The sequence below is a fragment of the bacterium genome (assembly GCA_004322275.1).
In the GTDB taxonomy this organism is placed as follows: domain Bacteria; phylum Desulfobacterota; class Deferrisomatia; order Deferrisomatales; family BM512; genus SCTA01.
Genome location: SCTA01000013.1, coordinates 94,721 through 114,443, shown reverse-complemented (window position 1 = coordinate 114,443; position 19,723 = coordinate 94,721). Strand labels below are relative to the sequence as shown.

Below are 19,723 nucleotides of genomic sequence, written 5' to 3'. Positions count from 1 at the left end.
GACAGTAAGTCCATAGCGCTGATAGGGCATCGATCGGCGTATTCCATCAGGGACAAAGGTCAAAGAACCTTGCAAAAAGTCCGGATATATGGCTGCAATCGAACCTTTACACCTCACTTCTTCAACCCTTGCATCCAAAGGGGCGACCATATAGGAAATCCGTTCCCTTTTGTAGTTAGTCGAGCTTTGAGCGGGCGCCCTCTTCCCCCCTCGGGCTCCCGTCTCATCTTCCGGCAATCTATTTCGGCGAAGGGCAAGGAGTCCACAGGGCGCGTGGTCGAAGGCAGTATCGTCTATACGCCAAGACCCGCGCCCGAGAAACGACGCAGCCATTCGCCGAAAGAGATTGCCGGTTCGCAGTAGTTTTTCAGCAGCCTTCTAGAAGCCGACCGAAACCTGCACCACATGCCTTCTGTCATCCACGGTGCCCGATTCCAGTCCCAGTTCCTCGGCGTAGGTGGCGTAATCGAGGCTGAGTATCCAGAGGTTCAGGGTCGCGCCGGCGGTGAAGTAGCCCTGATTCATCCCCGCCCGGAGGGCGAGGCGCTTGGAGAGCCACAGCTCCATGCCGCCGTGAAGGCGCTTGGTCACGTCGTCGTCGCTTGAGAGCTCGCCGGTTACGTCAACGTAGTCGGCTGCAAGCGTCAGGGTGAGCCAGTCGTCGGCGAATTTCTCGGTGACGCTAAGCCCCACGTCGATGGAGGTGGGCAGCTTCCCGGCGTCGCCGAGATCGGTCTCAAGGGCGTTGTGAACCGTGACGCCCACGGCGGGGTGGAAGAAGACCGGCATCTCGTAGATCGCGCCGAGGTCGATGCCGAAACCGTCGCCCGTGACCATGTCGTCTTCGACGCGGTCCTGAAAGTCGTCGGCGGTCATTTCGACAACGGTGTATATCTTCGACAGACTTTCCATGTGGACGAACTTACCCGCCGCGCCCACGCTGAGCTTTTCATCGAAAAAGCCCATCGCGTAGCCCATGTGAGCCGAGCCGGATACCTGTGAGTCGATCTCCAGACGCGGATTCTGCGGGGTGTGGGGAGTAGCGTTGACCTCTCCCTGGGCGAGAACGGCGAAGGCGAAGTGCTTTTTTGAGAAGTTCGGGTAGAGGCCGAAGGAAGCGTGGAAGGTTTCGCCGATGTGGTTTCTCAGGAGGTCGGCCAGTTCGGCGTTGTTGTTCAGGTCCGTATCCTCGATTTCGCTTCGGGCGTCGAGGATGTTCTGGCCGCCTTCGACGAAGGGGTTGAGTATCGTGACGTTCCACGTTTCGATCTTGTTCAGTCCGGCGGGGTTGTAAAAGAGCGCGGTGGCGTCGTTGGAGACCGCCGTGAAGGCGTTGCCCATGCCCAGCGCCCTCGGGCTCTTGAAGAAATGGTCCAGCTCGGCCGCGGCGGCGGGTGCGGCGAGGAGCATGGAGATCGTTGCAAACGCATAAATCCGTTTCATATCCATCCTCCTCGCTTAAATGGTTTCGGGGGTGAGACTGGTGATGTAGGCGGCTATCGAGCCGGAAGTCACCGTTTGTTCGCCGGTTACCGGGTCGGTGACGGATATCTGGTCGATAAAGGCGGTGAACTCCTCTGCGGCAGAGTTGTCTTGCCCCGTCTGTTCGATGAGGGCCGCGGAGCCCCAGTCTACGTACGTGAGCGCCTGGTTGATGCCCGCGATGTCAGCCGTGTCGAGCGCGTTCGGGTCGGCGAGGAGGGCCGCCTGGAGGGTCTCGACGGTAAGGGGGGCTCCGGCGGGGGTGCCCAGAGCGCCTGAAATCTCGTAGATGATGTACATCATGGATTCCAGGGCCAACTGGGCCTGTTCCTCGGGGGGAAGCTCGCCTTCGGTTATCGTGCCCCCGTTGGAGTGGATATCGATCGCGGTTTCGATGGCGGTCTGTTTCTCGATCAGGTCTTCGGCCGGCAGAAGACCGGTTTCTTCGTTGGCTCCGGCCATGTCCGCCACGACGTCGACCATAAGGGTGCCCGAGTCCACGGAGGGCTGGTCGTCATCCGGCAGGTTCGCTATGAAATCGAGCCAGTCGAGCCCGGCTATTCCGGCCTGCGCGTCGCCGAGCAGCGCCCTGCACTGGTTGTAATCCTCGGAGCCGACGGTGAGAGTGACCTCGGAGCCGCACTGCTTGTCGAGGATGGCGAAGGCTTCGGCGTTTCTCCCCTCGTCCATAAGCCGAATGGCTTTTTCGGTATCCGCCTCAAAATCGTCCGCTTTGCCGCCGCACCCGGCGGTAAGCGATAAAAGCGCTCCTCCCGTTACGAAGGCGATAACCCATATTGCGCTTTTTTTCATGGCAAACCTTCCTTCCAGCTTGGGTTTTCTACACTCGCGTATTTCTAAGTAATACAACCGTTTCGTAAAATAAAAAGCCTAACGGTTTTTTGCTCAGATTCGCAGATACTCAGTCCATTTTGAGGTCTATGGAACTCGGATCGAATTTTTCAACCTCGATCAGAAACTTTTCACTCTTGAGATTTTGAATCGCGTCGGCGAGCATCTGGGAAGTGCCCTGGTATTCGACCTGCATCTTGCTGGCCTCGCCCTTGCTGAACGAGCCCTGATAGATGTTTTTTACGCCCTTTATCGCGGTGAGCTTGCCTTTCAGGTCGGTGAGAGTCGAGTAGGTGGCGCCTTCGATGGTGATGGTAAGGAGAGTGGCGGCGACGACGGCAACGGGTTCTTTTTTGACCGGTTCCTCGGCTTTTACCTCTTTGGCTTTGCCGCCGCAGCCTGCGATGGCGAAGACGAGCGCGAAGACGGCGAGCAGGGATATGAGACGTTTCATTTTTTAAACCCTCCTTAGTATTAGAACCTGATTACCCATGATTCGAGTCTACAAAATGGCGTCCAATCTTTCAAGCGCCATTGCTGCCGGATTGGGCGTCAAAACCTGATTTTAACTTTCTCGTAATCAGTTTTTCCCGGAACCTCGCCGAGCCTGCGAACCGTTTTTTGTCCGCCAGAGCATTCTTCCGCCGAAGGTTGAGCTTCACCGGAAAAAATACGGGTGGAGTTAGCGAAAGGCCCGATTGGGTAGTAGCCTTTTTAAGCAGGCGGCATTTTTTTAAAAACATAAAAGGAAGGGGAGCACCGATGGATGGACAACTGGAGACCGCGCAAAAGTTCCTGGAAATAGAAACGGGGTTGTCCGAACTCTACGAGACCTTCGCGAGAAGTTTTATGAAGCACGTCGATTTCTGGGAGAAGCTGAGCCAGGAGGAGGCCCAGCACGCTTATATGGTCCAGACTTTAATCGAAGAGGCGAAGAAGGGCAGACTCATTTTCGATGATCCGCGCATCCACATAAGAATTCTCTCCAACATGGTCGAGGATATTAAAGAGGCGCGCAGAAGGGCCAGAGAGGGTGAGTTCGACAGCGACAAGGCGTTTCGGTTCGCCCTGAACTTTGAATCCACGATAGTCGAAAAAAAGGCCTTCGAGAATTTCACCGGGACCGAGGAAAAGGTTGCCGATGTGCTTGGTAAGCTGAAAATGTATTCGATGAAACACCGGGAGAGAATCGCCGAATACATAAAGGTTCATCTGCCGTCCGCGTAGCGGCTGCCCGGTCGGACCTCCGGATATTCGGGTGAACTTTTTGGCGCGCTCGGGGCATATTCCGTGGCTCAACTGCGCCTCGCCGGGTGGACGCCCCTACCCAGCCGTTTCCCGCATAAAACAGCCTTCCTCGAAAGGCTTACCGATTCATGCAGCTTTAAAGTAACTATTCCACCACCAAATTTGTACTATAATGAGATTTTTAATCCGCTAGATGACGCTCCGGGGTTTATGAACGAGGGGGTTTTGAATGCCGGGAAAGTCTGCAAAGGAATTCGCCAGTTGCCCTGACTGCGGTTTTACGTGGGAGGATCGCACCCTCTTTCTTGAAGACCGGAAGGTCGAATTAACCGAATACAGGGCGAATTTCAAGAATCTGCCCTCCGGAAAATTCTACTTTTCGCATCACGGGCAGGCCGCCGAACCGGAGCGCCTGACGCTGCCTGTGGCCGCTTTCGGCGATCTTTATGCCGGGCCCGTTTACCGGGTTCGGGCGACAGGCTCGCTTTACTGCACCGGGTACTGTTTCGACGCAAAGTGTTTTGAGCCCTGCAACGCCATATGCGAATGCTCCCAAGTGCGCGAGACGCTCCGGATCATTCTGGAATGGCCGAAAAAAGAGGACCCGCTGACGGGGCCTTTGGCCCAACTGGCGGAGAGATGCAGAAGCTACAGGCGGTTCGACGAGTCAAAACCCGTCAGCCGCCAGACTCTCCTCGATCTTGTCAACCTCGCCAGACTCTGCCCCAGCGCCTCCAACCAGCAGCCCCTGAAGCACTTCATCTCCTGCGACAAGGAGCTTAACGACGCGATTTTCCCGAGCCTTTCCTGGGCCAAGTATTTCCGCGACTGGAACGGCCCCGCCGAGGGCGAGCGCCCGGCGGGCTACGTCGTGATCCTCTCCGACAACTCGATTACGAAAAACTGCCATTGCGACGACGGCATAGCCGCCCAGATGATGAAGCTCGGGGCGACGGAGCGAGGGTACGGCGGGTGCCTGATCAACGCTTTCGACGAAAAGAAGCTCCGGGAGACCCTGAAACTGCCCGATTATATGGACATACGCCTTGTGCTGGCGCTGGGCGTCCCTGTGGAGACCGTCAGGCTCGAATCGGCGGACGGCTCGATACGCTACTATAAGGACAAAAGCGGCGTCGTCCACGTCCCCAAGCGCCCGCTCGACGAAATCATCATAAACCTGCCGAAAAAGAGCAAAATCCCAAGGTAACGCCCTTGCACCGGCTCCCGGCTGCCGGGCGTTTTGTGAAAAACACCATGTTTTCGCACATTTTTTTGCATTTCCCGGATTTCGTGTTTTAATTATTAAAGGCTGAAAAACGCGTAACTGCAAGGGGGGGAGCTTTGGAAGACGATAATCACCCGAACGATATCGAAAAGGCGTCCAGGGAAGAGCTCGTCAGCGAGATAAAAAGGCTGCGCAAGAGAGTGTCCGCGCTGGAGGAGGCACTTCTGTGTTCCAGCGACAGCTCCGCCAACCCGGCCAAAGACCCTTCCCGGATTCTGGACCCGCTTCGCGAACACAACGCGATCATCTACGTGGTGGAGCCGGAAACACTTAAAATCGTCGATGCCAACCGGGCGGCCGAGAAATTCTACGGTTACTCCAGGGAAGCCCTCCTCTCCATGAATATCACGGACTTAAATCCCCTTCCCAAAGAATACATAAAAAGAGAGATAGACAAGGCGCAGAAAGAGGGGCGCGACTGCTATTATTTCGTGCACCGGCTGGCAAGCGGAGAGACCCGTTCGGTCGAGATACGCGCCACCCTTATTTCCCTCCCGCAGGGCAGATACTTCATCAACATCGTAAGCGACATTACCGAGAGGGAGATTATAGATCTCGAACGCCGGAGGGCCATGGACGAGCTGCGCGGGGCGCTGGAAAGCGTAAAGACCATCGAGGGAATGCTTCCCATCTGCGCAAGCTGCCAGAAGATACGCGACGACAAGGGGTGCTGGACCGCCGTCGATGCGTATCTTTCAAAGCACATTAACGTGGAGTTTACCCACGGTATTTGCCCGGAGTGCGTTAAGGAACTTTACCCGAACATAGAAATCTGACCCGGCTTCCTCTTTCGGCGAATGGCAGCGTCGTTTCTCGGGCGCGGGTCTCGGCGTATTAACGATACAGCCTTCGACCGCGCGCCCTGCGGACTCCTTGCCCTTCGCCGAAATAGTTTGCCGGAAGTTGGCGGAAAACCCTGCCCGGCGCAGCTTCAGCGAAGGCGAAGAGAGATTCCTCGCCGGGAACTAACAATTTTCTTCTGCATGGTTTTTTCTCCCGCTATTTTTTCTGCCGGTCGATCATCTTCCGGAGCCCTTCGAGAAACTCGGGCTTTTCGGTGCCGGACTTTTTAAAGCTTTCCATCGAGCGGCTGTAGTATTCGAGGGCGGCACGGGAATCGCCCGAAATCTCCGCCAGCTGACCGGCGTTGTAGAAAACCACCCCCTCCGTCTCCGGGTCCTCGTACTTTCCCGAAACTATCTCCTTCAATATAGCCTTGTCTTCGGCGTTTGCCCCGAGCCCCATAACCACGTTCAGGTAGGCGGTAAAGAGGGCGGGGTTTGAAGGGTCTCTCAATATCCCTTCGAGAACGGTCTTTTTATATCCCCCGGCGTCGCCGCTTCGCCGGAGAAACGCGGCGTAGTCGGAGAAGGCGAACTCGTGGAGGGGGTTGAGTTCCAGCGCGTGCCGGAAGTGCTTTTTAGCGTCTTCGGTTTTCTCCAGAACCTCTTCCACGCGGGCGAGAAGGTGGCTGGCGTCGGCTTCGTGCTCCGAGTCCTTGTAACCGCCCAGCGCGGCAGTGGCGTGTTCTAAGGCTATCTCGGGAAAACCTACCATGAAGTAGAGGACGCCGAGGTTGTAGCGCAGCGGCGGGTAGTCCTTCTTCAGGTCGAGGGCGAGATGGTAGAATTCGAGCGCCTTCGCGGTGTTCTCCTCGCCTCCCTGCAACTGGCGCAAAAAACCGAGGCGGAAGAGGGAGATGTAGTCGAAGACGCCGCCCTCCTTGGCTTTCAGGTAGTAGGGGTAGACCGACTGGAGATAGGGAGGGAATTTCTCGAAGGTCGCGCACCTGCATTCGAGCCCCTCGTAGATGTACTTTCCGGCGGCGTAATTCGCGTTGGGGTCCTCGGGAAATCCGGTTATTACGGTCTTTACCGCCGCCTCCAGATCCTCTTCGACGAAATCTTCCGGGTCAGCCTTCCCCCGTGCCTCCTCCAGGCTTTCGCCCTTTTTTAGGTCGCGCGCGAAAAAGGTGCGAAAGCCTATCTGGCTTACGTTTTGCCCGAGGACTATATCGACGTACCGCTTGAAGAGCGCGGGATTTTCAAGCGCCAGATCCTTTTCGCCGAGGACCTTAAGGGCGGAGGCGTATTTACCCTGCTGGACCAGCTTCTCCGCCTTTTCCGAAACCGCCTTCACGTCGGCTCCGCATGCCAGCACGGGAAGGAGGCAAAAAAGCAACGCCGCCAGAATTCTCTTCATGGTGTTCTCCACTGCAAAATTTAGGGCTTTGCGGCGTGACCCGCCGCTTGGTAGATTATAGGAGGTGGCGCGGGTTTTGAAAACCATTAAGGACTTGCGCGCAACCCCTTTAGGAGGTTCCGGCCCGTGAGCGAGGAAATCTCAAGAGAAGAGTTGATAAAAAAAGAAGAGCGGCTCGTCGCCCTGCTTTTTCTGGCGCTTTCCGTGATGTTTCTTCTGCTGTCCTTCGTGGAAGGGCCGCACGGCAACCGCTACGTGACCATCCTCGCGGCTTTCAGCGCCGGAGGGAATCTCGCAATGGCCCTCTGGGTGTGGGCCATGCGCAGATTCTTCGAGCGCTCGGCGCAGCACACCCTTTACCTGGAGGCGCTGGGGCTCTTTCTCGGACGTCCGGAATTTCCCCTCGTGAAGATGCTCATGAGCGTGGTCATCCTCCTCGGCCTGGCCGTCGCCTACCTGTATCTGCATTAGCCGGAACGAAAAGGGGTGTCATCGGTTTCCCGCGACACCCCTTCCCGCGCCGGTTGCGCGGATTTTCCGGACCCTGCAAGCGGATCCACTTCACGCCAGGCCCGGCGGCAATCGCGCCGGAACCCCGAGGGAACAATCTAGCCCGATTTGTTTTTTTGCATAGAGGGGGAGAATAAAAAATTTATATTTTTATTGCCGCCGCTACTCTGGGTTTTTTCGCGTAGTCCGAAATGATCCGCATTCCCGATAATCCCGGGACCGACTCCAGAATCCCCGCAACCGCTTCCTCCTGACCCGTCCCGAACTCCAGCAGCAGCGCCCCTTTGCTTTTGAGGCGGGTAGGGGCTTTGTTGGCTATTTCCCTGATGAGATCGAGGCCGTCAACGCCCCCGTCGAGGGCCTTTCTCGGCTCGAAGCGGGAGACCTCCGCGGCGAGCGAGTCTATATCCCCCGAGGGAATGTAGGGCGGGTTCGAGACTATGAGGTCGAAGGTTTCGTTTTCCACGGGCGAGAAGAGGCTGCCGCGCCTAAGGTCGAGCCTGTCGGCGACACCGTGGGTTTCGGCGTTTTTCCGGGCGCAGTCGAGGGGCGCGGTTTCAGTGTCGATCCCGACCGCCGTCCATCTCGGCCTCTCCTTCAGAAGCGCCACGGAGACCGCGCCGGAGCCGACGCCGATCTCAAGGAACCTTCCCTCGCCGCCCATTATGGAGAGGCAGCTCTCCACGAGGGTTTCGGTGTCGGGACGCGGAATGAGGACTCCCGGCCCCACAGCGAAGTCCAGCGACCAGAACTCCCGCTTCCCGAGGAGGTAGGCGGTGGGCTCGCCAGCGGCGCGCCTGCGAACCAGCGCGCGGAAACTGTCCACTTCGGCGGAGGAGAGAGGCTTGTCGTACTGGAGGTAGAGGTCGAGGCGGGTTACGGAAAGGACGGACGCCAGAAGCACCTCGGCGGTGAGTCTGGGGGAGTCGATTCCTTTTTTAGCGAAATACTCCGCAGTCAGGCGGATGAGCTCGACCGGGGTGAGGGGAGCCTGTCCCTCAGCCATCGCCGTAAACGAGATTGTCCGCCTGCGCCTGCGCGTGCAGCGGGTCGAGGAGGGGGTCGATGTTGCCTTCGAGTATCTCGGCGAGCTTGTACAGCGTTAGATTTATGCGGTGGTCGGTGACGCGGCCCTGCGGGTAGTTGTAGGTGCGTATCCGCTCGGAGCGGTCGCCGCTTCCGACCAGGCTCTTTCGCTCCTGGCTGCGTTCGGCCCTTGCCTTTTCCTGCATCGCCTCGAAGAGGCGCGCCTGCAGTATCTTCATCGCCTTGGCGCGGTTCTTGTGCTGGGATTTTTCATCCTGGCATGAGACGGCGACGCCGGTGGGGATGTGGGTTATGCGCACGGCGGATTCGGTTTTGTTGACGTGCTGCCCGCCAGCCCCGCTGGCGCGAAAGACGTCCACGCGCAGGTCGTCGGGGTTAATCTGGATGTCGATGTCGTCCGCCTCGGGCATTATCGCCACGGTGACGGCGCTGGTGTGGATGCGGCCGCCCGATTCGGTAACCGGCACGCGCTGGACGCGGTGCGCCCCCGATTCGTACTTGAGCCGTCCGAAGACGTTCTTTCCCTTGATGAGGACGATGATTTCCTTGATGCCGCCAAGCCCGATTATGCTGGAGCTGAGCTCCTCCATCTTCCAGCCCTTCAGTTCCGCGTAACGGGTGTACATGCGGTAGAGTTCCGCCGCGAAGAGGGCGGCCTCGTCGCCGCCGGTGCCGGCGCGGATTTCTAGAATCGCGTTTTTCTGGTCGAGCGGGTCGGGAGGCAAAAGAAGGGTCTTAAGGCGTTCCTCGACGGCGGGGAAGGAACCTTTCGCATCCTCAAGGTCCTCGCGGGCGAGTTCGCCGAGCTCCGGGTCTTCGAGAAGTCCTTCGGATTCCTCGATTCTGCGGAGAAGCTCGTTGTACTCCCTTGCGCACAAGACAATCTCGCGCAGCTCGGAATGTTCGCGGGTGAGGCGGGCGTACTCATCCCTGTCCGACATTATCTTAGGGTCGGAGATGAGGGCGCTGAGCTCCTCGTAACGCGCGTCTATCTGCGAAAGGCGGTCTTTTAGTTCCAAGTTTTATGGTTCCTCGAAAGGGGTAACAGTCTGATTAAGGCTCAGGCGGGGCTTGAAAGCGCGGCTTTGAGTTCTGCCCGTAATTCGGCCATCTTTCCGCAGGAGTATTCGCCCTCTGTGCAGCCGCCCCTCACGCAGCCGGGGCCGGAGGAGGAAAAGAGGGCGGGGGCCGCGAAAGAGGCGGCGCGGTACATCAGAAGCGCCATCTCGCGTATCTCCCACTGGGCGCGGCGGCAAAGGCGAAGCGCGAAAAAGTGGTTCAGCTCCCTGGCGTTCATCGTTACGACTATTTTCGTCTCGCAACTGTTCGGGAGGATGTAGCGGGCGTCCTCCGCAGGAACTCCCCTGTCGATGAGCGAGGAGTAAAAGTCCCAGATGCCTTCCAGCTTCTCCGAAAATTCCCTTGAAAGGGCGGGATCGGAGGCTATCGAGGGAGGGATGACCGCTTTCACCTTTTTTAGCTCGACGTAGCGCTGGCTCTGCTGGGAATAGGAGGCGAGCCGGTGGCGGACGAGCTGGTGGGAGCAGGCCCTGCTTATGCCGTCTATCCCGAAGGTGAAGACGGCGTGCTCCAGCGCGGAGAGGTGGCCCATAGACATCAGCTTCCCGACGAGGGTTAAAACCTCCTCGCCGGAAAGCGATTTATTTAGTTCGGTTATATCCCTCGGCGAATAGCAAAGCCTCGCCGCCACCGCGACAGCCCTTTCGGGGTCGGGTGTGTGTCCGAGGAGGCTCACCGAAGGGGAGGTCAAGAAGGGTTACTCCGCCGGCTTCTTCATCCCGTACTTCTTGAGGAACCTGTCGACGCGGCCTTCGGTGTCGAGCATCTTGGACTTGCCGGTGTAGAAGGGGTGGCACATCGCGCAGATTTCGGTCTTTATCTCTTTGGCGGTTGAGCGGGTCTCAAACTCGTTGCCGCAGCTGCAGTGTACCTTGACCTTGTCGTACTTGGGATGGATCTGGTCTTTCATAACTCTTTCTCCTTCATGCGCGCCTTTCGGCGCGTTTATTTTCTTCAATATAACCACGATTTGGGAATCTGGTACTCTAGCACCAAAGATATGTTCCCTGCAAGCGGCGAAGAATGTGTTTACCCCAGCAATCCGGTTGGTTTTTTTTGACATGGAAAATACTTTGTGACACAATCATACAATCAAAACGCTATTTGTTAATACGCCTTATGCCGTGCCGTAAGGTACCGTTATCATTCTAATTTATATGTTTTATTCCGACAGGGGTCAACAGAAATGAACAAAGCGCACAAAGTACCGGAAGCGACTATCAAGAGGCTCTCGATATATATGAGGGTCTTAAAGGACCTGGAAAAGAAGGGGACTGAAATTATTTCCAGCGCCGATCTGGCGGCTATCTGCGGCATAAATCCGGCGCAGATACGAAAGGATCTCACCTACTTCGGCGAATTCGGAGTGAGGGGGGTGGGGTACTACGTAAAAGAGCTTCACTTCGACATACGAAAGGTGCTCGGCCTCAACCAGAAGAGAAACCTCGCCCTCATAGGCGTCGGGAATCTCGGAAGGGCGCTCCTTTGCTACCGCAACTTCGCCGACCACGGCTACGAGTTCGTGGCGGCCTTCGACAGCGACCCGGCGAAGGTGAAGGAAAAGCTGCCCTGCGACATAGAAGTCAGCCCCATGGAGGAGCTTTCCGAAAAAATCCGCAGCCTTGCGGTGGACATCGCCATCATCACCACACCGGCGGGGAGCGCCCAGGAGGCGGCCGACGCCGCGATTGCCGCCGGAGTGCGCGGCATTTTGAATTTCGCGCCGGTGCAGATAACCGTACCGCGCGACATACAACTCAAGAAAGTCGATCTGACCACTGAATTTGATAATTTGGCATATCACCTCCAGGCAGGGTAGTATTACGGTCATAAGGAGTACGCATGGCCGAATTTGCTTTTGAAAACCCCGACAAGGTAAGGGAAGCGGATATCCTTGTAGGGATACCCTCGCGTAACGAAGCCGAATCGATAGGTTTCGTCACCGAGCAGGCCTCCCTCGGCCTCACCCGCTATTTTCCGGGGCGTTCCGTCGCGGTGGTGAACTGCGACAACAACAGCAGGGACGGCACCAGGGAGAGCTTCTTCAACGCTCCCTGCCAGGTTCCCCGGATCTACGCCTCCACTCCGGAAGGGGTTTCGGGCAAGGGAAACAACATAAAGAACCTGTACAGGGTCGCGGGAGAACTCAAGGCAAAGGCGATAGTCGTCCTCGACGCCGACACAAAATCGGTGACGCCCAAGTGGGTTAAGAACCTCGCGGAACCGCTCCTTTCCGACTACGCCTTCGTATCGCCTCTTTACCTCAGCCACAAGTATGACGCCGCCCTGACAAACCACATCGTCTATCCGATGAGCCGCTGCCTTTACGGCAGGCGCATCCGCCAGCCCATAGGCGGCGAATTCGGCTTTACCGGCGAGCTGGCCCGCTTCTTTCTGGGCCACGAGAGCTGGACCGATTCCGTGGCCCACTTCGGTGTGGACATCTACATGACTACGCTCGCAATGTACTACGGAAAGCCGATATCCCAAGCCTTCCTCGGGAGCCCCAAGATACACCGGCCGATGAATCCCAGAAACGCCCTCGGCCCCGGCTTCAAGGAAGTTGTAGGCACCCTTTTTCACCTGCAGACGGTTCTCCCCGGCTTCTGGAAGGATGTGCGCCACTCCCGCCCGACGGCCATTTTCGGCTTCGGCGTCGGCGAAACCGAAAATCCCGAGCAGGTGGAAATAGACAAGGGAGCGCTCTACCGGGCTTTACGCGAAGGCTACGAGCGCCATAAGGAAATATGGAGCGAGATTCTGGCCGGTGAGACCTTCTCGAAGCTCGAAGAGGTCATCGCCCTCGAAGAGCAGCACTTCGAGCTCCCGATAAACCTATGGGCGCACATACTCTTTGATATGTCCGTGGCCTACCGCGACAAGATAGCCCCGCCCGACCAGCTCACCGAATCGCTGGTGCCGCTCTATCAGGGGCGGATACTCTCCTTCGCCAAGAACACCGAGGGGCTTCTGACGGGGCAGGCGGAAGAGTACATCGAGGAAGAGTGCCTCGATTTCGAGGAGGCGAAGCCCTACCTCCTGAAACGATGGGGATAATGAGCGAAAAAAAGACGAAGGAGGCGAGAATGCCTCGGGTAATGATCGTAGACGACGAAGAGCACATCCGCACCCTCTACAAGCTCGAACTTGAAGACGAAGGGTACGAGGTGATAGCTCTCGACACGGGGAAAGGTCTCGTCGAAAAGATTCGCGAGACGAGTCCCAACGTGGTCGTGCTGGACATCAAGATGGTGGACGTGAGCGGGCTGGACGTGCTACAGGATATACGCAGGGAGTTCTACGACCTGCCGGTGATACTCTGCTCCGCCTACGGCTCCTTTCGCGGGGACGTGAAGACCATAGCCGCCGATTACTACGTCGTGAAATCCTCGAACCTCGGCGAACTCAAAAAGCGCATCAAGAGCGCCCTTGAATCGAGACCGCCCGCAAGGGACTGAAACACTTACGGTGAGATACCTTCTGAAAAGGCGCCGTCGGCGCCTTTTTTTAATGAGAAAAACTATAAATGGTCAAATATATTGCCGTCGCGGGCACGATGGGCAGCGGGAAGTCGAGTCTGGTGAAATTTCTCTGCAACCGCTACCCCGACATCCGCCCCTTTTACGAGCGCAACGAGGAGAATCCCTACCTCGAAGACTTCTACAGGGAGATGGGGAAGTGGGCCTTCCACTCCCAGGTCTACTTCCTGACCCTGAAGTTCCGCACCCACCAGCTTCTCGACGCCTGCCCCCAGACGGTGATACAGGACAGGACGATCTACGAGGACGCCGAAATCTTCGCCGAAAACCTCCACCAGCGCGGCATTCTCGCCGGGCGCGACTACGAGGCCTACCGCAGGCTCTACCAGACAATAAGAAACTCCATAAATCCTCCCGACCTCCTCATCTACATGAAGACAAACCTCACCACCGTGAAGAAGCGGATAAAGAAGAGGGGAAGGGCCTTCGAGACCGCGATCGATCCCGATTACCTGAAGGGGCTGAACGAGCTGTATAAAAAGTGGATCGAGAGGTACAAGAAGGAAGGGATTTCGCCGGTGGTGGAGGTGGATGCGGGGAGCATGGATTTTCTGCATAATCTTGTGGATAGGATTAACCTGCTGGAGACGGTGGAAAAGCACTTGTAGGTTTTCGTCATTCCCGCGCGAAGCGGGAATCCAGAGTTGGCGGCCGTATTTCTAGACTCCCGCCTTCGCGGGAGTGACGGAAACCTGCCCTCTCTACGTTTTCCAACAGCCGCAGGACAAACGAAAACACCCCGGCAGGGCCGGGGTGTCTATAGCTAAAACTCTTATCGGGAGATTGTTTGAAAAACGTCAGTAGTTTTTCAACAATATCCTAAATGGCGCTTGCCTGCCTGGTTAGGCGGGAGATGTGGCGGGCGGCCTTGTTCTTGTGGATGATGCCCTTGGCGGCTACCTTCTGAAGGTAGGGGGCGGCGATGGCGAGAGCCTCGGTGGCCCTTGCTGCGTCGCCTGAATCCAGGGCGGTCTTTACCGCCTTGACAAGGTTGCGAAAACGGGTGCGCACGGCCTTGTTGCGAACGCGGCGCTTCTCGTCCTGTTTGATCTTCTTGATTGCTGACTTGTGATTGGCCAAAACCGAACCTCCGTTGCTAACGGTATTTTTTCGTAATTTTCTAAAGAGCGATTATTTACCACCGGCAAGCACTTCGCGTCAATACAAAAATAGTCACTGCTCCACGTTTACTTCAACAAATGGCGCTGTGCAAGGCGGTCCGTCGGCGAAAAGGTAATGCGCTACCCTGCCGAGGGTGTCGAGGGCGATAATCGAAGAGGAGGTCGTCCCGAAAGTTCCTCCCTGCGGGTCGTGCACGCAAAGTCCAAGTTCGCTTTCGCCACCCGGGCCGTGGTCGGCTAGAAACTCCCCGATAGCTCGAAAGTCCGGAGCATTGCCTTCGAGCGCTTTCATCCTCTCAAGCGACCTCTTCGCCTTCGCGTCGCCGGGGTCCATGAACCTCCTGTTGGTTATTACGTAATTCCCCGGTTCCAGAGGATAGACCTTCTCCCGTCCGTTTTCGTTGTCAAGTACGAAGGCCTCCTTCCCGTCGGCGAGAAGAAGGGAGTAGGACTTGCAGGCGGGCGAATACTCCCGCGACGAGTTGGCCGCCTCGCTCGCGCTCCCGTGGCCAAGGGCGGCAAGCACCAGGTTCCCCCGGCTGCACAGAGACCCTTTGCTCCCGAGCGTACCGTGGTGGTTCGCAAGCGAGCAGAGGAGCCCCGAGGAGTTCACCCCGGTCCAGGTGCCCCCCATCAGCCGGTCGCGCGGGCCGAAAATCCACGGCGAATGGCTGATGAGCGCGGGCGGATCCCACTCCCGCGAAAGCAATTCGTCGCGGTTCGCCGCGAAGAGCACCGGGTATCCGGGAAAGACTTTGAAGAAGAGATGAAGGGTGCACATGAGAGTAAACCTAATCCGTTTTCGACCTTTTTGAAGGAAAAATCCCGCTGTAAAAGGGGTTTCCGACTCCGCCGGACCTTATCCACGACCCGTTGTGGATAACTTATGGATAAAAATTCTCTTGACACGCGGCGTGGGCCAAATCATGGCTTCAACGGGCCGGATGATGAAATTTTGTGCAAGTAATTTTGCCAATAATAACAAATGCTTACGAAGTCGTCTCGCTAAATCCCCGGTTTTAGTGTGTTTTTGAATAGGTGACCGCTTTAATCTTTTTAGCTTGGGGAAAACTCCGCCGGAAAAGCCCTCTTGAACTCCTTCATGCCGTAGCGGAAGAGGGAAAAATCATATCTCAGAGGATCGCCGGGATCGAAACGCCTGAGGGATTCGGTTATCTCCACCGCCGTCTTCCATCCGGAACCTTTGCGGCTCGTCAGCCCCATGAATTTACCCACCCTCGCGACATGCACGTCCAGAGGGACGACGAGTGAGGAGGGAGGCAGCGCCCCCTGCCAGTAGCCGGGGTCAAGCTCGTCCTTCCGCGCCATCCATCTAAGAAAAAGGCAGAGGCGCTTTCCCGCCCCGCCCGAAGAGGGGGAGGACAGAAGGAAGCGGACCGGGTGGCGGAGCGGAAGCTCCTTCGCGTTCAAAAGCGGCCTGCAGTCGCCCGAGAGTATCTCCCCGCAAAAGGCGGCGATGTCCGCTCCAATATCTTCCGAGAGGTTTTTGATAAACAGTTCCTTCAGACTTTTGTTTTTTTCAAGCGCCTGCGCCAGCAGGTGAAGGAAAAGGGCGAGGTCGGGGGCCTTGTGGAAGCGGTAGTAAAATCCCTCGCAAAGGGTGGTGAACTCTTTGGGAGATGAGGAAAGAATGGTTTTGCGCGGGGAACTTCCGAGGCGCTCGAAGACAAAGCCCAGCGCCTTCATGATCTGCTCGACCTGCCCGTAGGCGAAGACCGCCGCTATCAGCCCTGCCGTCTCGCCCTCCAGAGGGTCGCCGTAGCCCCGGGCGAAGACCAGCGGGTCGGGACTGAGGTTCGACAACCTGTGATGCCTTCGCCAAAGGTCTTCCAGAAACTCCCTGGTAATCCGCTTTTCCACGCGCTTCTCCTTTGCTTGGGGAATATAACACGTATGCGGGTTTTTGGATTGGCCGGAAACCCTCGAAATGTTTTAAAGTACCGTGATTGCTTTTTTACGGCTGGATAATCACAGAGCGGGACCATGACTTTTAAGAAATATCCGGCGTCGATCTTCGCGGCGCTTCTGACGGTCCTCGTGCTTACCGTTTACTGGCGGACGGTAGGGTTCGAGCTTGTAAATCTCGACGATCTCTACTACACCGTTGATAATACGGTCGTAAAGGGCGGGCTGACCCTTTCAGCCGTCAAAGAGGTTTTTACCACCCTTCAACTGGACAATTACCTACCCGTCACCCTTATTTCCTACATGGCAGACGTAGAACTTTCCGGCCTTGGGCCCTCGGGCTTTCATTTCACGAATACGGCTCTGCATCTGTTAAACGTCCTTCTCGTTTTCGCCTTCCTTTACAGGTCCACCGGCTCGGGCTGGAAGAGTTTTTTCGCGGCGGCGCTCTGGGCGATACATCCCATGCGCGCCGAATCCGTGGCCTGGGTCGCCGAGCGCAAAGACGTGCTGGCGGGTTTCTTTTTCTTCGCGGGGCTTTGGGCTTACTGCGAATACGCGAAGAGCAAAAAACCGGTTCTCTATTTCTTAGCGCTCGCCGCAATGGTTCTCGGAATTCTCTCCAAGTCCATTGTCGTTGTCTTTCCCGCCGTTTTACTGATTGCGGACTTCTGGCCCCTTGAAAGGCTTGAACGGAAGAGAGATACGGTAAAAAAACTGCTCATCGAGAAGATTCCGTTTTTTGCGCTGTCAGCCCTTTTTTCCGCGCTGACTCTCTTTGTTCAAAGAAAAGCCCTTTACGTAGAGGGTCAAAAACCGGTTTTCGGCCGCCTTGCCGATATGGCTACCGCCTACTTTCATTACCTTAAGGCAACCGCATGGCCCTTCGGACTGGTGATGGACGACAGGAACACGGCGGTTCACCTTACCGGCGCTGCGGCGCTCGGGGCCGGGCTGGTTATTCTCGCTCTTTCTTTTCTCGCGTGGAAAATAAGAAAAACCGCACCGGCGGCAACCGCCGGGTGGCTCTGGTACCTCGCCGTTCTTTTCCCGACGAGCGGCGTCATCCTGCTGGATTTTTACTTCGTCGCCGACCACTTCACCTACCTGCCGCACCTCGGCCTCATGATCGCGCTCGTCTGGGGAGCGGGAGACGCTCTCGGAAAACTCTTCAAGAATCCGAAGATTCCGGCGGTTGCCGGCGCTGGGCTGGTGATAGCCTTTTCGGTTCTTTGCTACCGGCAGGTCTCCCTCTGGAGGGACGACTTCACCCTGTTCGGCTACATCGACAGGATGACCGGAGGCAAAAACGCCACGGCCAAGAAATCGCTCGGCGTCGCCTACTATAACATGGGGAAATACAAGGAGGCTTACGACCACTACGTCATTGCGCTGGAGATTCTTCCCGGCATTAAACATGTAAACGGCTACAGGGCGGATGCGGCGATGAAGCTCGGCAGGTATCGCGAGGCGGCGGAGTTTTACAGGAAGGAACTGGTTTTTTCGCCGGAAAACAAGAGGATCAGCCTGGCGCTTGTGGAAGCTCTCATCATGGCGGGCGACCCTCCCGGCGCGGCCAGACAGGCTCTTATCCATATCCGCCAATGGCCGGGCGATCAGGGAGCGCTGTTTTACATCAGCTACTTCGGGGGCGAGGCAAAGGCGAGAGCGCTTGCGGGAAGATAAGAAAATCGATGTTGATTCGTCAACGCCTTAAACAACGGAACGATTGTACGTTGCCTTTGAATGTTCTAAAGTGCTGTGACAGCTTTATTTCGGTTGGATAATTCCGGAGTGAAACCATGACCTTTAAAAAATATCCGGCGGCGATATTCGCGGCCCTGCTGGCGGCGCTGGTGCTTGCCGTTTACTGGCAGACGAAAGGATTTGAGTTTATACAACTCGACGACCACTACTACACCGTCCAAAATCCGATAGTGAAAAGCGGTCTGACCTTTTCGGGAATAAAAGAGGTCTTCACTACCCTTCAGCTATACAGTTTCATTCCCCTGACCTACCTTTCCTTCATGGCCGACGTCGAATTTTTCGGACTTGGGTCTTCTGGCTTTCATTTCACAAACACCCTTCTCCATCTCTTTAATTCTTTGCTGCTGTTCACATTCCTTTACCGAGCCACGGGCTCGGGCTGGAAAAGCTTTTTCGCTGCGGCGCTGTGGGCGCTGCACCCAATGCGGGCGGAATCGGTGGCATGGATCGCGGAGCGGAAGGATCTGCTTTCAGGACTCTTTTTTTTCATTGGCCTTGTCGCCTACCGGGAATACGCGAAAAGCAGTAAACCCCTTCTTTACGCTGCAACGCTCCTTTCAATGCTGCTTGGACTTCTGTCAAAACCCGTGCTCGTCATCTTCCCTCTCGTTCTTTTGATTCTTGATTTCTGGCCCCTTGAAAGATTCAGGCAACCAGGAGAGACGATAAAAAAACTGCTCGTTGAAAAGACTCCTTTTTTTATGCTGTCAGTGCTTTTTTCCCTTTTGACCCTCTATAACCACAGACTCCTCATCAACTCGCAGGTGCAAAAACCTGTTTTAGGCCGCCTTGCCGATATGGCTACCGCCTACCTTCATTACCTGAAAGTAACCGTGTGGCCTTTCGGGCTGGTGATGGACGATATGAGCACGGCGGTACACCTTACCGGTTTTTTGGCGCTTGGGGCCGGGGCTTTTCTGCTCGTCCTCTTCTTTCTCGCCTGGAAAGTCAGAAAAACCGCCCCGGCGGTTACCGCCGGGTGGCTCTGGTATCTCGCCGTCCTTTTCCCGACCAGCGGGGTAATCCTGCTGGATTTTTACTTCGTGGCCGACCACTTCACCTACCTGCCTCACCTCGGCCTCATGATCGCGCTCGTCTGGGGAGCCGGAGACGCTCTCGGGAAACTCCTCAAGAATCCGAAGGTTCCGGCGATTGCCGGTGCAGCGCTGGTAATCGGATTATCGGTTCTTTGTTTCCGGCAGGTCACCTTCTGGAAGGACGACTTCACCCTGTTCGGCTATATCGACAGAGTGACCGGCGGACAAAGCGCCACGGCTAAAAAATCTCTCGGCGTAACCTACTTCAATTCAGGGAAATACAAGGAGGCTTACGACCACTATGGCATGGCTCTGGAGCTTCTTCCCACCATCCGGCAAGGCAACGGCTATAAGGGTTCCGCTGCGGCGAAGCTCGGCAGGCACCGCGAAGCTGTGGAGTTATACCGCAAAGAACTCAAGGTGTCTCCTGGTGACAGGGATATCAGCGTAGCGCTCGTGGAGGCTCTCATTATGGTGGGCGACCGCCCCGGCGCGGCCAGACAGGCTCTGATCCATATCCGCCAATGGCCGGGCGATCAGGGAGCATGGCTTTACATCAACTATCTCGGAGGCGAAGAGAAGGCGAGAATGCTTGCGGGAAGGTGATATAGTAGCAGAGGAGCCGGC

The 19,723-nt window shown here is 56.6% G+C and carries 21 protein-coding genes; 10 read left to right on the top strand and 11 right to left on the bottom strand.

From position 1 onward, the window contains the following. Nucleotides 1-378 precede the first annotated feature (378 nt). The 3 genes from EPN96_03980 to EPN96_03970 all read right to left on the bottom strand — a co-directional run bounded on the left by EPN96_03980 (nucleotide 379) and on the right by EPN96_03970 (nucleotide 2,788). Nucleotides 379-1,449 (bottom strand): hypothetical protein, encoded by a 1,071-nt coding sequence (locus tag EPN96_03980; GenBank protein ID TAL17923.1) that lies wholly within the window; start codon nucleotides 1,447-1,449, stop codon nucleotides 379-381. Between the two features lie 9 nt (nucleotides 1,450-1,458). Next, complete coding sequence (locus EPN96_03975; GenBank protein ID TAL17922.1) at nucleotides 1,459-2,295, bottom strand: hypothetical protein; 837 nt, start codon at nucleotides 2,293-2,295, stop codon at nucleotides 1,459-1,461. A 109-nt stretch (nucleotides 2,296-2,404) separates the two neighbouring features. Beyond that, nucleotides 2,405-2,788: a hypothetical protein gene (locus tag EPN96_03970; protein ID TAL17921.1), complete on the bottom strand. Its 384-nt coding sequence runs from the start codon at nucleotides 2,786-2,788 to the stop codon at nucleotides 2,405-2,407. Nucleotides 2,789-3,096: 308 nt separating this feature from the next. Between EPN96_03970 and EPN96_03965 the strand changes: the two genes are divergently transcribed. The 3 genes from EPN96_03965 to EPN96_03955 all read left to right on the top strand — a co-directional run bounded on the left by EPN96_03965 (nucleotide 3,097) and on the right by EPN96_03955 (nucleotide 5,643). Further along, the gene (locus EPN96_03965) at nucleotides 3,097-3,561 is read left to right on the top strand and encodes a hypothetical protein (protein ID TAL17920.1); all 465 of its coding nucleotides are present in this window, start codon (nucleotides 3,097-3,099) and stop codon (nucleotides 3,559-3,561) included. Nucleotides 3,562-3,811: 250 nt separating this feature from the next. After that, nucleotides 3,812-4,789, top strand: a complete 978-nt coding sequence (locus EPN96_03960) for a nitroreductase family protein (protein TAL17919.1) — start codon at nucleotides 3,812-3,814, stop codon at nucleotides 4,787-4,789. 134 nt (nucleotides 4,790-4,923) lie between these two features. Further along, nucleotides 4,924-5,643 (top strand): PAS domain S-box protein, encoded by a 720-nt coding sequence (locus EPN96_03955; protein ID TAL17918.1) that lies wholly within the window; start codon nucleotides 4,924-4,926, stop codon nucleotides 5,641-5,643. 223 nt (nucleotides 5,644-5,866) lie between these two features. Here the strand turns inward: EPN96_03955 and EPN96_03950 are convergent, their stop codons facing one another. Beyond that, complete coding sequence (locus tag EPN96_03950) at nucleotides 5,867-7,069, bottom strand: tetratricopeptide repeat protein (GenBank protein TAL17917.1); 1,203 nt, start codon at nucleotides 7,067-7,069, stop codon at nucleotides 5,867-5,869. A 126-nt stretch (nucleotides 7,070-7,195) separates the two neighbouring features. On the opposite strand from EPN96_03950, the gene EPN96_03945 reads away from it, so the two are divergent. Beyond that, entirely contained in the window at nucleotides 7,196-7,540 is a 345-nt protein-coding gene (locus EPN96_03945; protein ID TAL17916.1) for a hypothetical protein, read from the top strand. A gap of 181 nt (nucleotides 7,541-7,721) precedes the next feature. Here EPN96_03945 and prmC read toward each other — a convergent pair whose 3' ends face one another. The 4 genes from prmC to EPN96_03925 are packed head-to-tail and all read right to left on the bottom strand — an operon-like array spanning nucleotide 7,722 to nucleotide 10,616. Next, on the bottom strand, nucleotides 7,722-8,585 hold the full coding sequence (prmC, locus tag EPN96_03940) for a peptide chain release factor N(5)-glutamine methyltransferase (protein TAL17915.1): 864 nt from the start codon (nucleotides 8,583-8,585) through the stop codon (nucleotides 7,722-7,724). Then, the gene (prfA, locus tag EPN96_03935; GenBank protein TAL17914.1) at nucleotides 8,578-9,645 is read right to left on the bottom strand and encodes a peptide chain release factor 1; all 1,068 of its coding nucleotides are present in this window, start codon (nucleotides 9,643-9,645) and stop codon (nucleotides 8,578-8,580) included. Before prfA ends, prmC begins: the two co-directional genes overlap by 8 nt. A gap of 41 nt (nucleotides 9,646-9,686) precedes the next feature. Next, nucleotides 9,687-10,382: an FAD-dependent thymidylate synthase gene (locus EPN96_03930; GenBank protein TAL17927.1), complete on the bottom strand. Its 696-nt coding sequence runs from the start codon at nucleotides 10,380-10,382 to the stop codon at nucleotides 9,687-9,689. Between the two features lie 21 nt (nucleotides 10,383-10,403). Further along, nucleotides 10,404-10,616, bottom strand: coding sequence for a 50S ribosomal protein L31 (locus EPN96_03925; protein TAL17913.1), 213 nt, complete (start codon nucleotides 10,614-10,616; stop codon nucleotides 10,404-10,406). Nucleotides 10,617-10,892: 276 nt separating this feature from the next. Here EPN96_03925 and EPN96_03920 point away from each other — a divergent pair, with 276 nt between their 5' ends. The 4 genes from EPN96_03920 to EPN96_03905 all read left to right on the top strand — a co-directional run bounded on the left by EPN96_03920 (nucleotide 10,893) and on the right by EPN96_03905 (nucleotide 13,853). Further along, complete coding sequence (locus EPN96_03920; protein ID TAL17912.1) at nucleotides 10,893-11,525, top strand: redox-sensing transcriptional repressor Rex; 633 nt, start codon at nucleotides 10,893-10,895, stop codon at nucleotides 11,523-11,525. Nucleotides 11,526-11,548: 23 nt separating this feature from the next. After that, entirely contained in the window at nucleotides 11,549-12,763 is a 1,215-nt protein-coding gene (locus tag EPN96_03915; protein ID TAL17911.1) for a glycosyl transferase, read from the top strand. 29 nt (nucleotides 12,764-12,792) lie between these two features. After that, nucleotides 12,793-13,164 carry a response regulator gene (locus EPN96_03910; GenBank protein ID TAL17910.1) on the top strand — a complete coding sequence of 124 codons (372 nt, stop codon included), beginning with the start codon at nucleotides 12,793-12,795 and terminating at the stop codon, nucleotides 13,162-13,164. A gap of 68 nt (nucleotides 13,165-13,232) precedes the next feature. After that, the gene (locus tag EPN96_03905) at nucleotides 13,233-13,853 is read left to right on the top strand and encodes a deoxynucleoside kinase (GenBank protein TAL17909.1); all 621 of its coding nucleotides are present in this window, start codon (nucleotides 13,233-13,235) and stop codon (nucleotides 13,851-13,853) included. Nucleotides 13,854-14,064: 211 nt separating this feature from the next. Here EPN96_03905 and EPN96_03900 read toward each other — a convergent pair whose 3' ends face one another. From EPN96_03900 to EPN96_03890, 3 genes are all read right to left on the bottom strand, one after another. Beyond that, the gene (locus tag EPN96_03900) at nucleotides 14,065-14,325 is read right to left on the bottom strand and encodes a 30S ribosomal protein S20 (GenBank protein ID TAL17908.1); all 261 of its coding nucleotides are present in this window, start codon (nucleotides 14,323-14,325) and stop codon (nucleotides 14,065-14,067) included. 93 nt (nucleotides 14,326-14,418) lie between these two features. Continuing rightward, entirely contained in the window at nucleotides 14,419-15,147 is a 729-nt protein-coding gene (locus tag EPN96_03895) for a hypothetical protein (protein ID TAL17907.1), read from the bottom strand. 275 nt (nucleotides 15,148-15,422) lie between these two features. Beyond that, nucleotides 15,423-16,316 (bottom strand): TIGR02757 family protein, encoded by an 894-nt coding sequence (locus EPN96_03890; protein TAL17906.1) that lies wholly within the window; start codon nucleotides 16,314-16,316, stop codon nucleotides 15,423-15,425. A 54-nt stretch (nucleotides 16,317-16,370) separates the two neighbouring features. Here EPN96_03890 and EPN96_03885 point away from each other — a divergent pair, with 54 nt between their 5' ends. Together EPN96_03885 and EPN96_03880 are read left to right on the top strand one after the other, a co-directional pair. Next, nucleotides 16,371-17,978, top strand: coding sequence for a hypothetical protein (locus EPN96_03885; GenBank protein TAL17905.1), 1,608 nt, complete (start codon nucleotides 16,371-16,373; stop codon nucleotides 17,976-17,978). Nucleotides 17,979-18,094: 116 nt separating this feature from the next. Further along, nucleotides 18,095-19,702: a tetratricopeptide repeat protein gene (locus EPN96_03880; GenBank protein ID TAL17904.1), complete on the top strand. Its 1,608-nt coding sequence runs from the start codon at nucleotides 18,095-18,097 to the stop codon at nucleotides 19,700-19,702. Nucleotides 19,703-19,723: the final 21 nt, after the last annotated feature.

What these genes read in the sequence shown, in the direction of transcription:
- prmC (TAL17915.1), bottom strand. Translation starts at nt 8,585, where the DNA reads ATGGCTGAGGGACAGGCTCCCCTCACCCCGGTCGAGCTCATCCGCCTG.
- EPN96_03885 (TAL17905.1), top strand. Translation starts at nt 16,371, where the DNA reads ATGACTTTTAAGAAATATCCGGCGTCGATCTTCGCGGCGCTTCTGACG.
- EPN96_03975 (TAL17922.1), bottom strand. Translation starts at nt 2,295, where the DNA reads ATGAAAAAAAGCGCAATATGGGTTATCGCCTTCGTAACGGGAGGAGCG.
- EPN96_03970 (TAL17921.1), bottom strand. Translation starts at nt 2,788, where the DNA reads ATGAAACGTCTCATATCCCTGCTCGCCGTCTTCGCGCTCGTCTTCGCC.
- EPN96_03915 (TAL17911.1), top strand. Translation starts at nt 11,549, where the DNA reads ATGGCCGAATTTGCTTTTGAAAACCCCGACAAGGTAAGGGAAGCGGAT.
- EPN96_03880 (TAL17904.1), top strand. Translation starts at nt 18,095, where the DNA reads ATGACCTTTAAAAAATATCCGGCGGCGATATTCGCGGCCCTGCTGGCG.
- EPN96_03950 (TAL17917.1), bottom strand. Translation starts at nt 7,069, where the DNA reads ATGAAGAGAATTCTGGCGGCGTTGCTTTTTTGCCTCCTTCCCGTGCTG.
- EPN96_03920 (TAL17912.1), top strand. Translation starts at nt 10,893, where the DNA reads ATGAACAAAGCGCACAAAGTACCGGAAGCGACTATCAAGAGGCTCTCG.
- EPN96_03925 (TAL17913.1), bottom strand. Translation starts at nt 10,616, where the DNA reads ATGAAAGACCAGATCCATCCCAAGTACGACAAGGTCAAGGTACACTGC.
- EPN96_03980 (TAL17923.1), bottom strand. Translation starts at nt 1,449, where the DNA reads ATGGATATGAAACGGATTTATGCGTTTGCAACGATCTCCATGCTCCTC.
- EPN96_03895 (TAL17907.1), bottom strand. Translation starts at nt 15,147, where the DNA reads ATGTGCACCCTTCATCTCTTCTTCAAAGTCTTTCCCGGATACCCGGTG.
- EPN96_03965 (TAL17920.1), top strand. Translation starts at nt 3,097, where the DNA reads ATGGATGGACAACTGGAGACCGCGCAAAAGTTCCTGGAAATAGAAACG.
- EPN96_03905 (TAL17909.1), top strand. Translation starts at nt 13,233, where the DNA reads ATGGTCAAATATATTGCCGTCGCGGGCACGATGGGCAGCGGGAAGTCG.
- EPN96_03960 (TAL17919.1), top strand. Translation starts at nt 3,812, where the DNA reads ATGCCGGGAAAGTCTGCAAAGGAATTCGCCAGTTGCCCTGACTGCGGT.
- EPN96_03910 (TAL17910.1), top strand. Translation starts at nt 12,793, where the DNA reads ATGCCTCGGGTAATGATCGTAGACGACGAAGAGCACATCCGCACCCTC.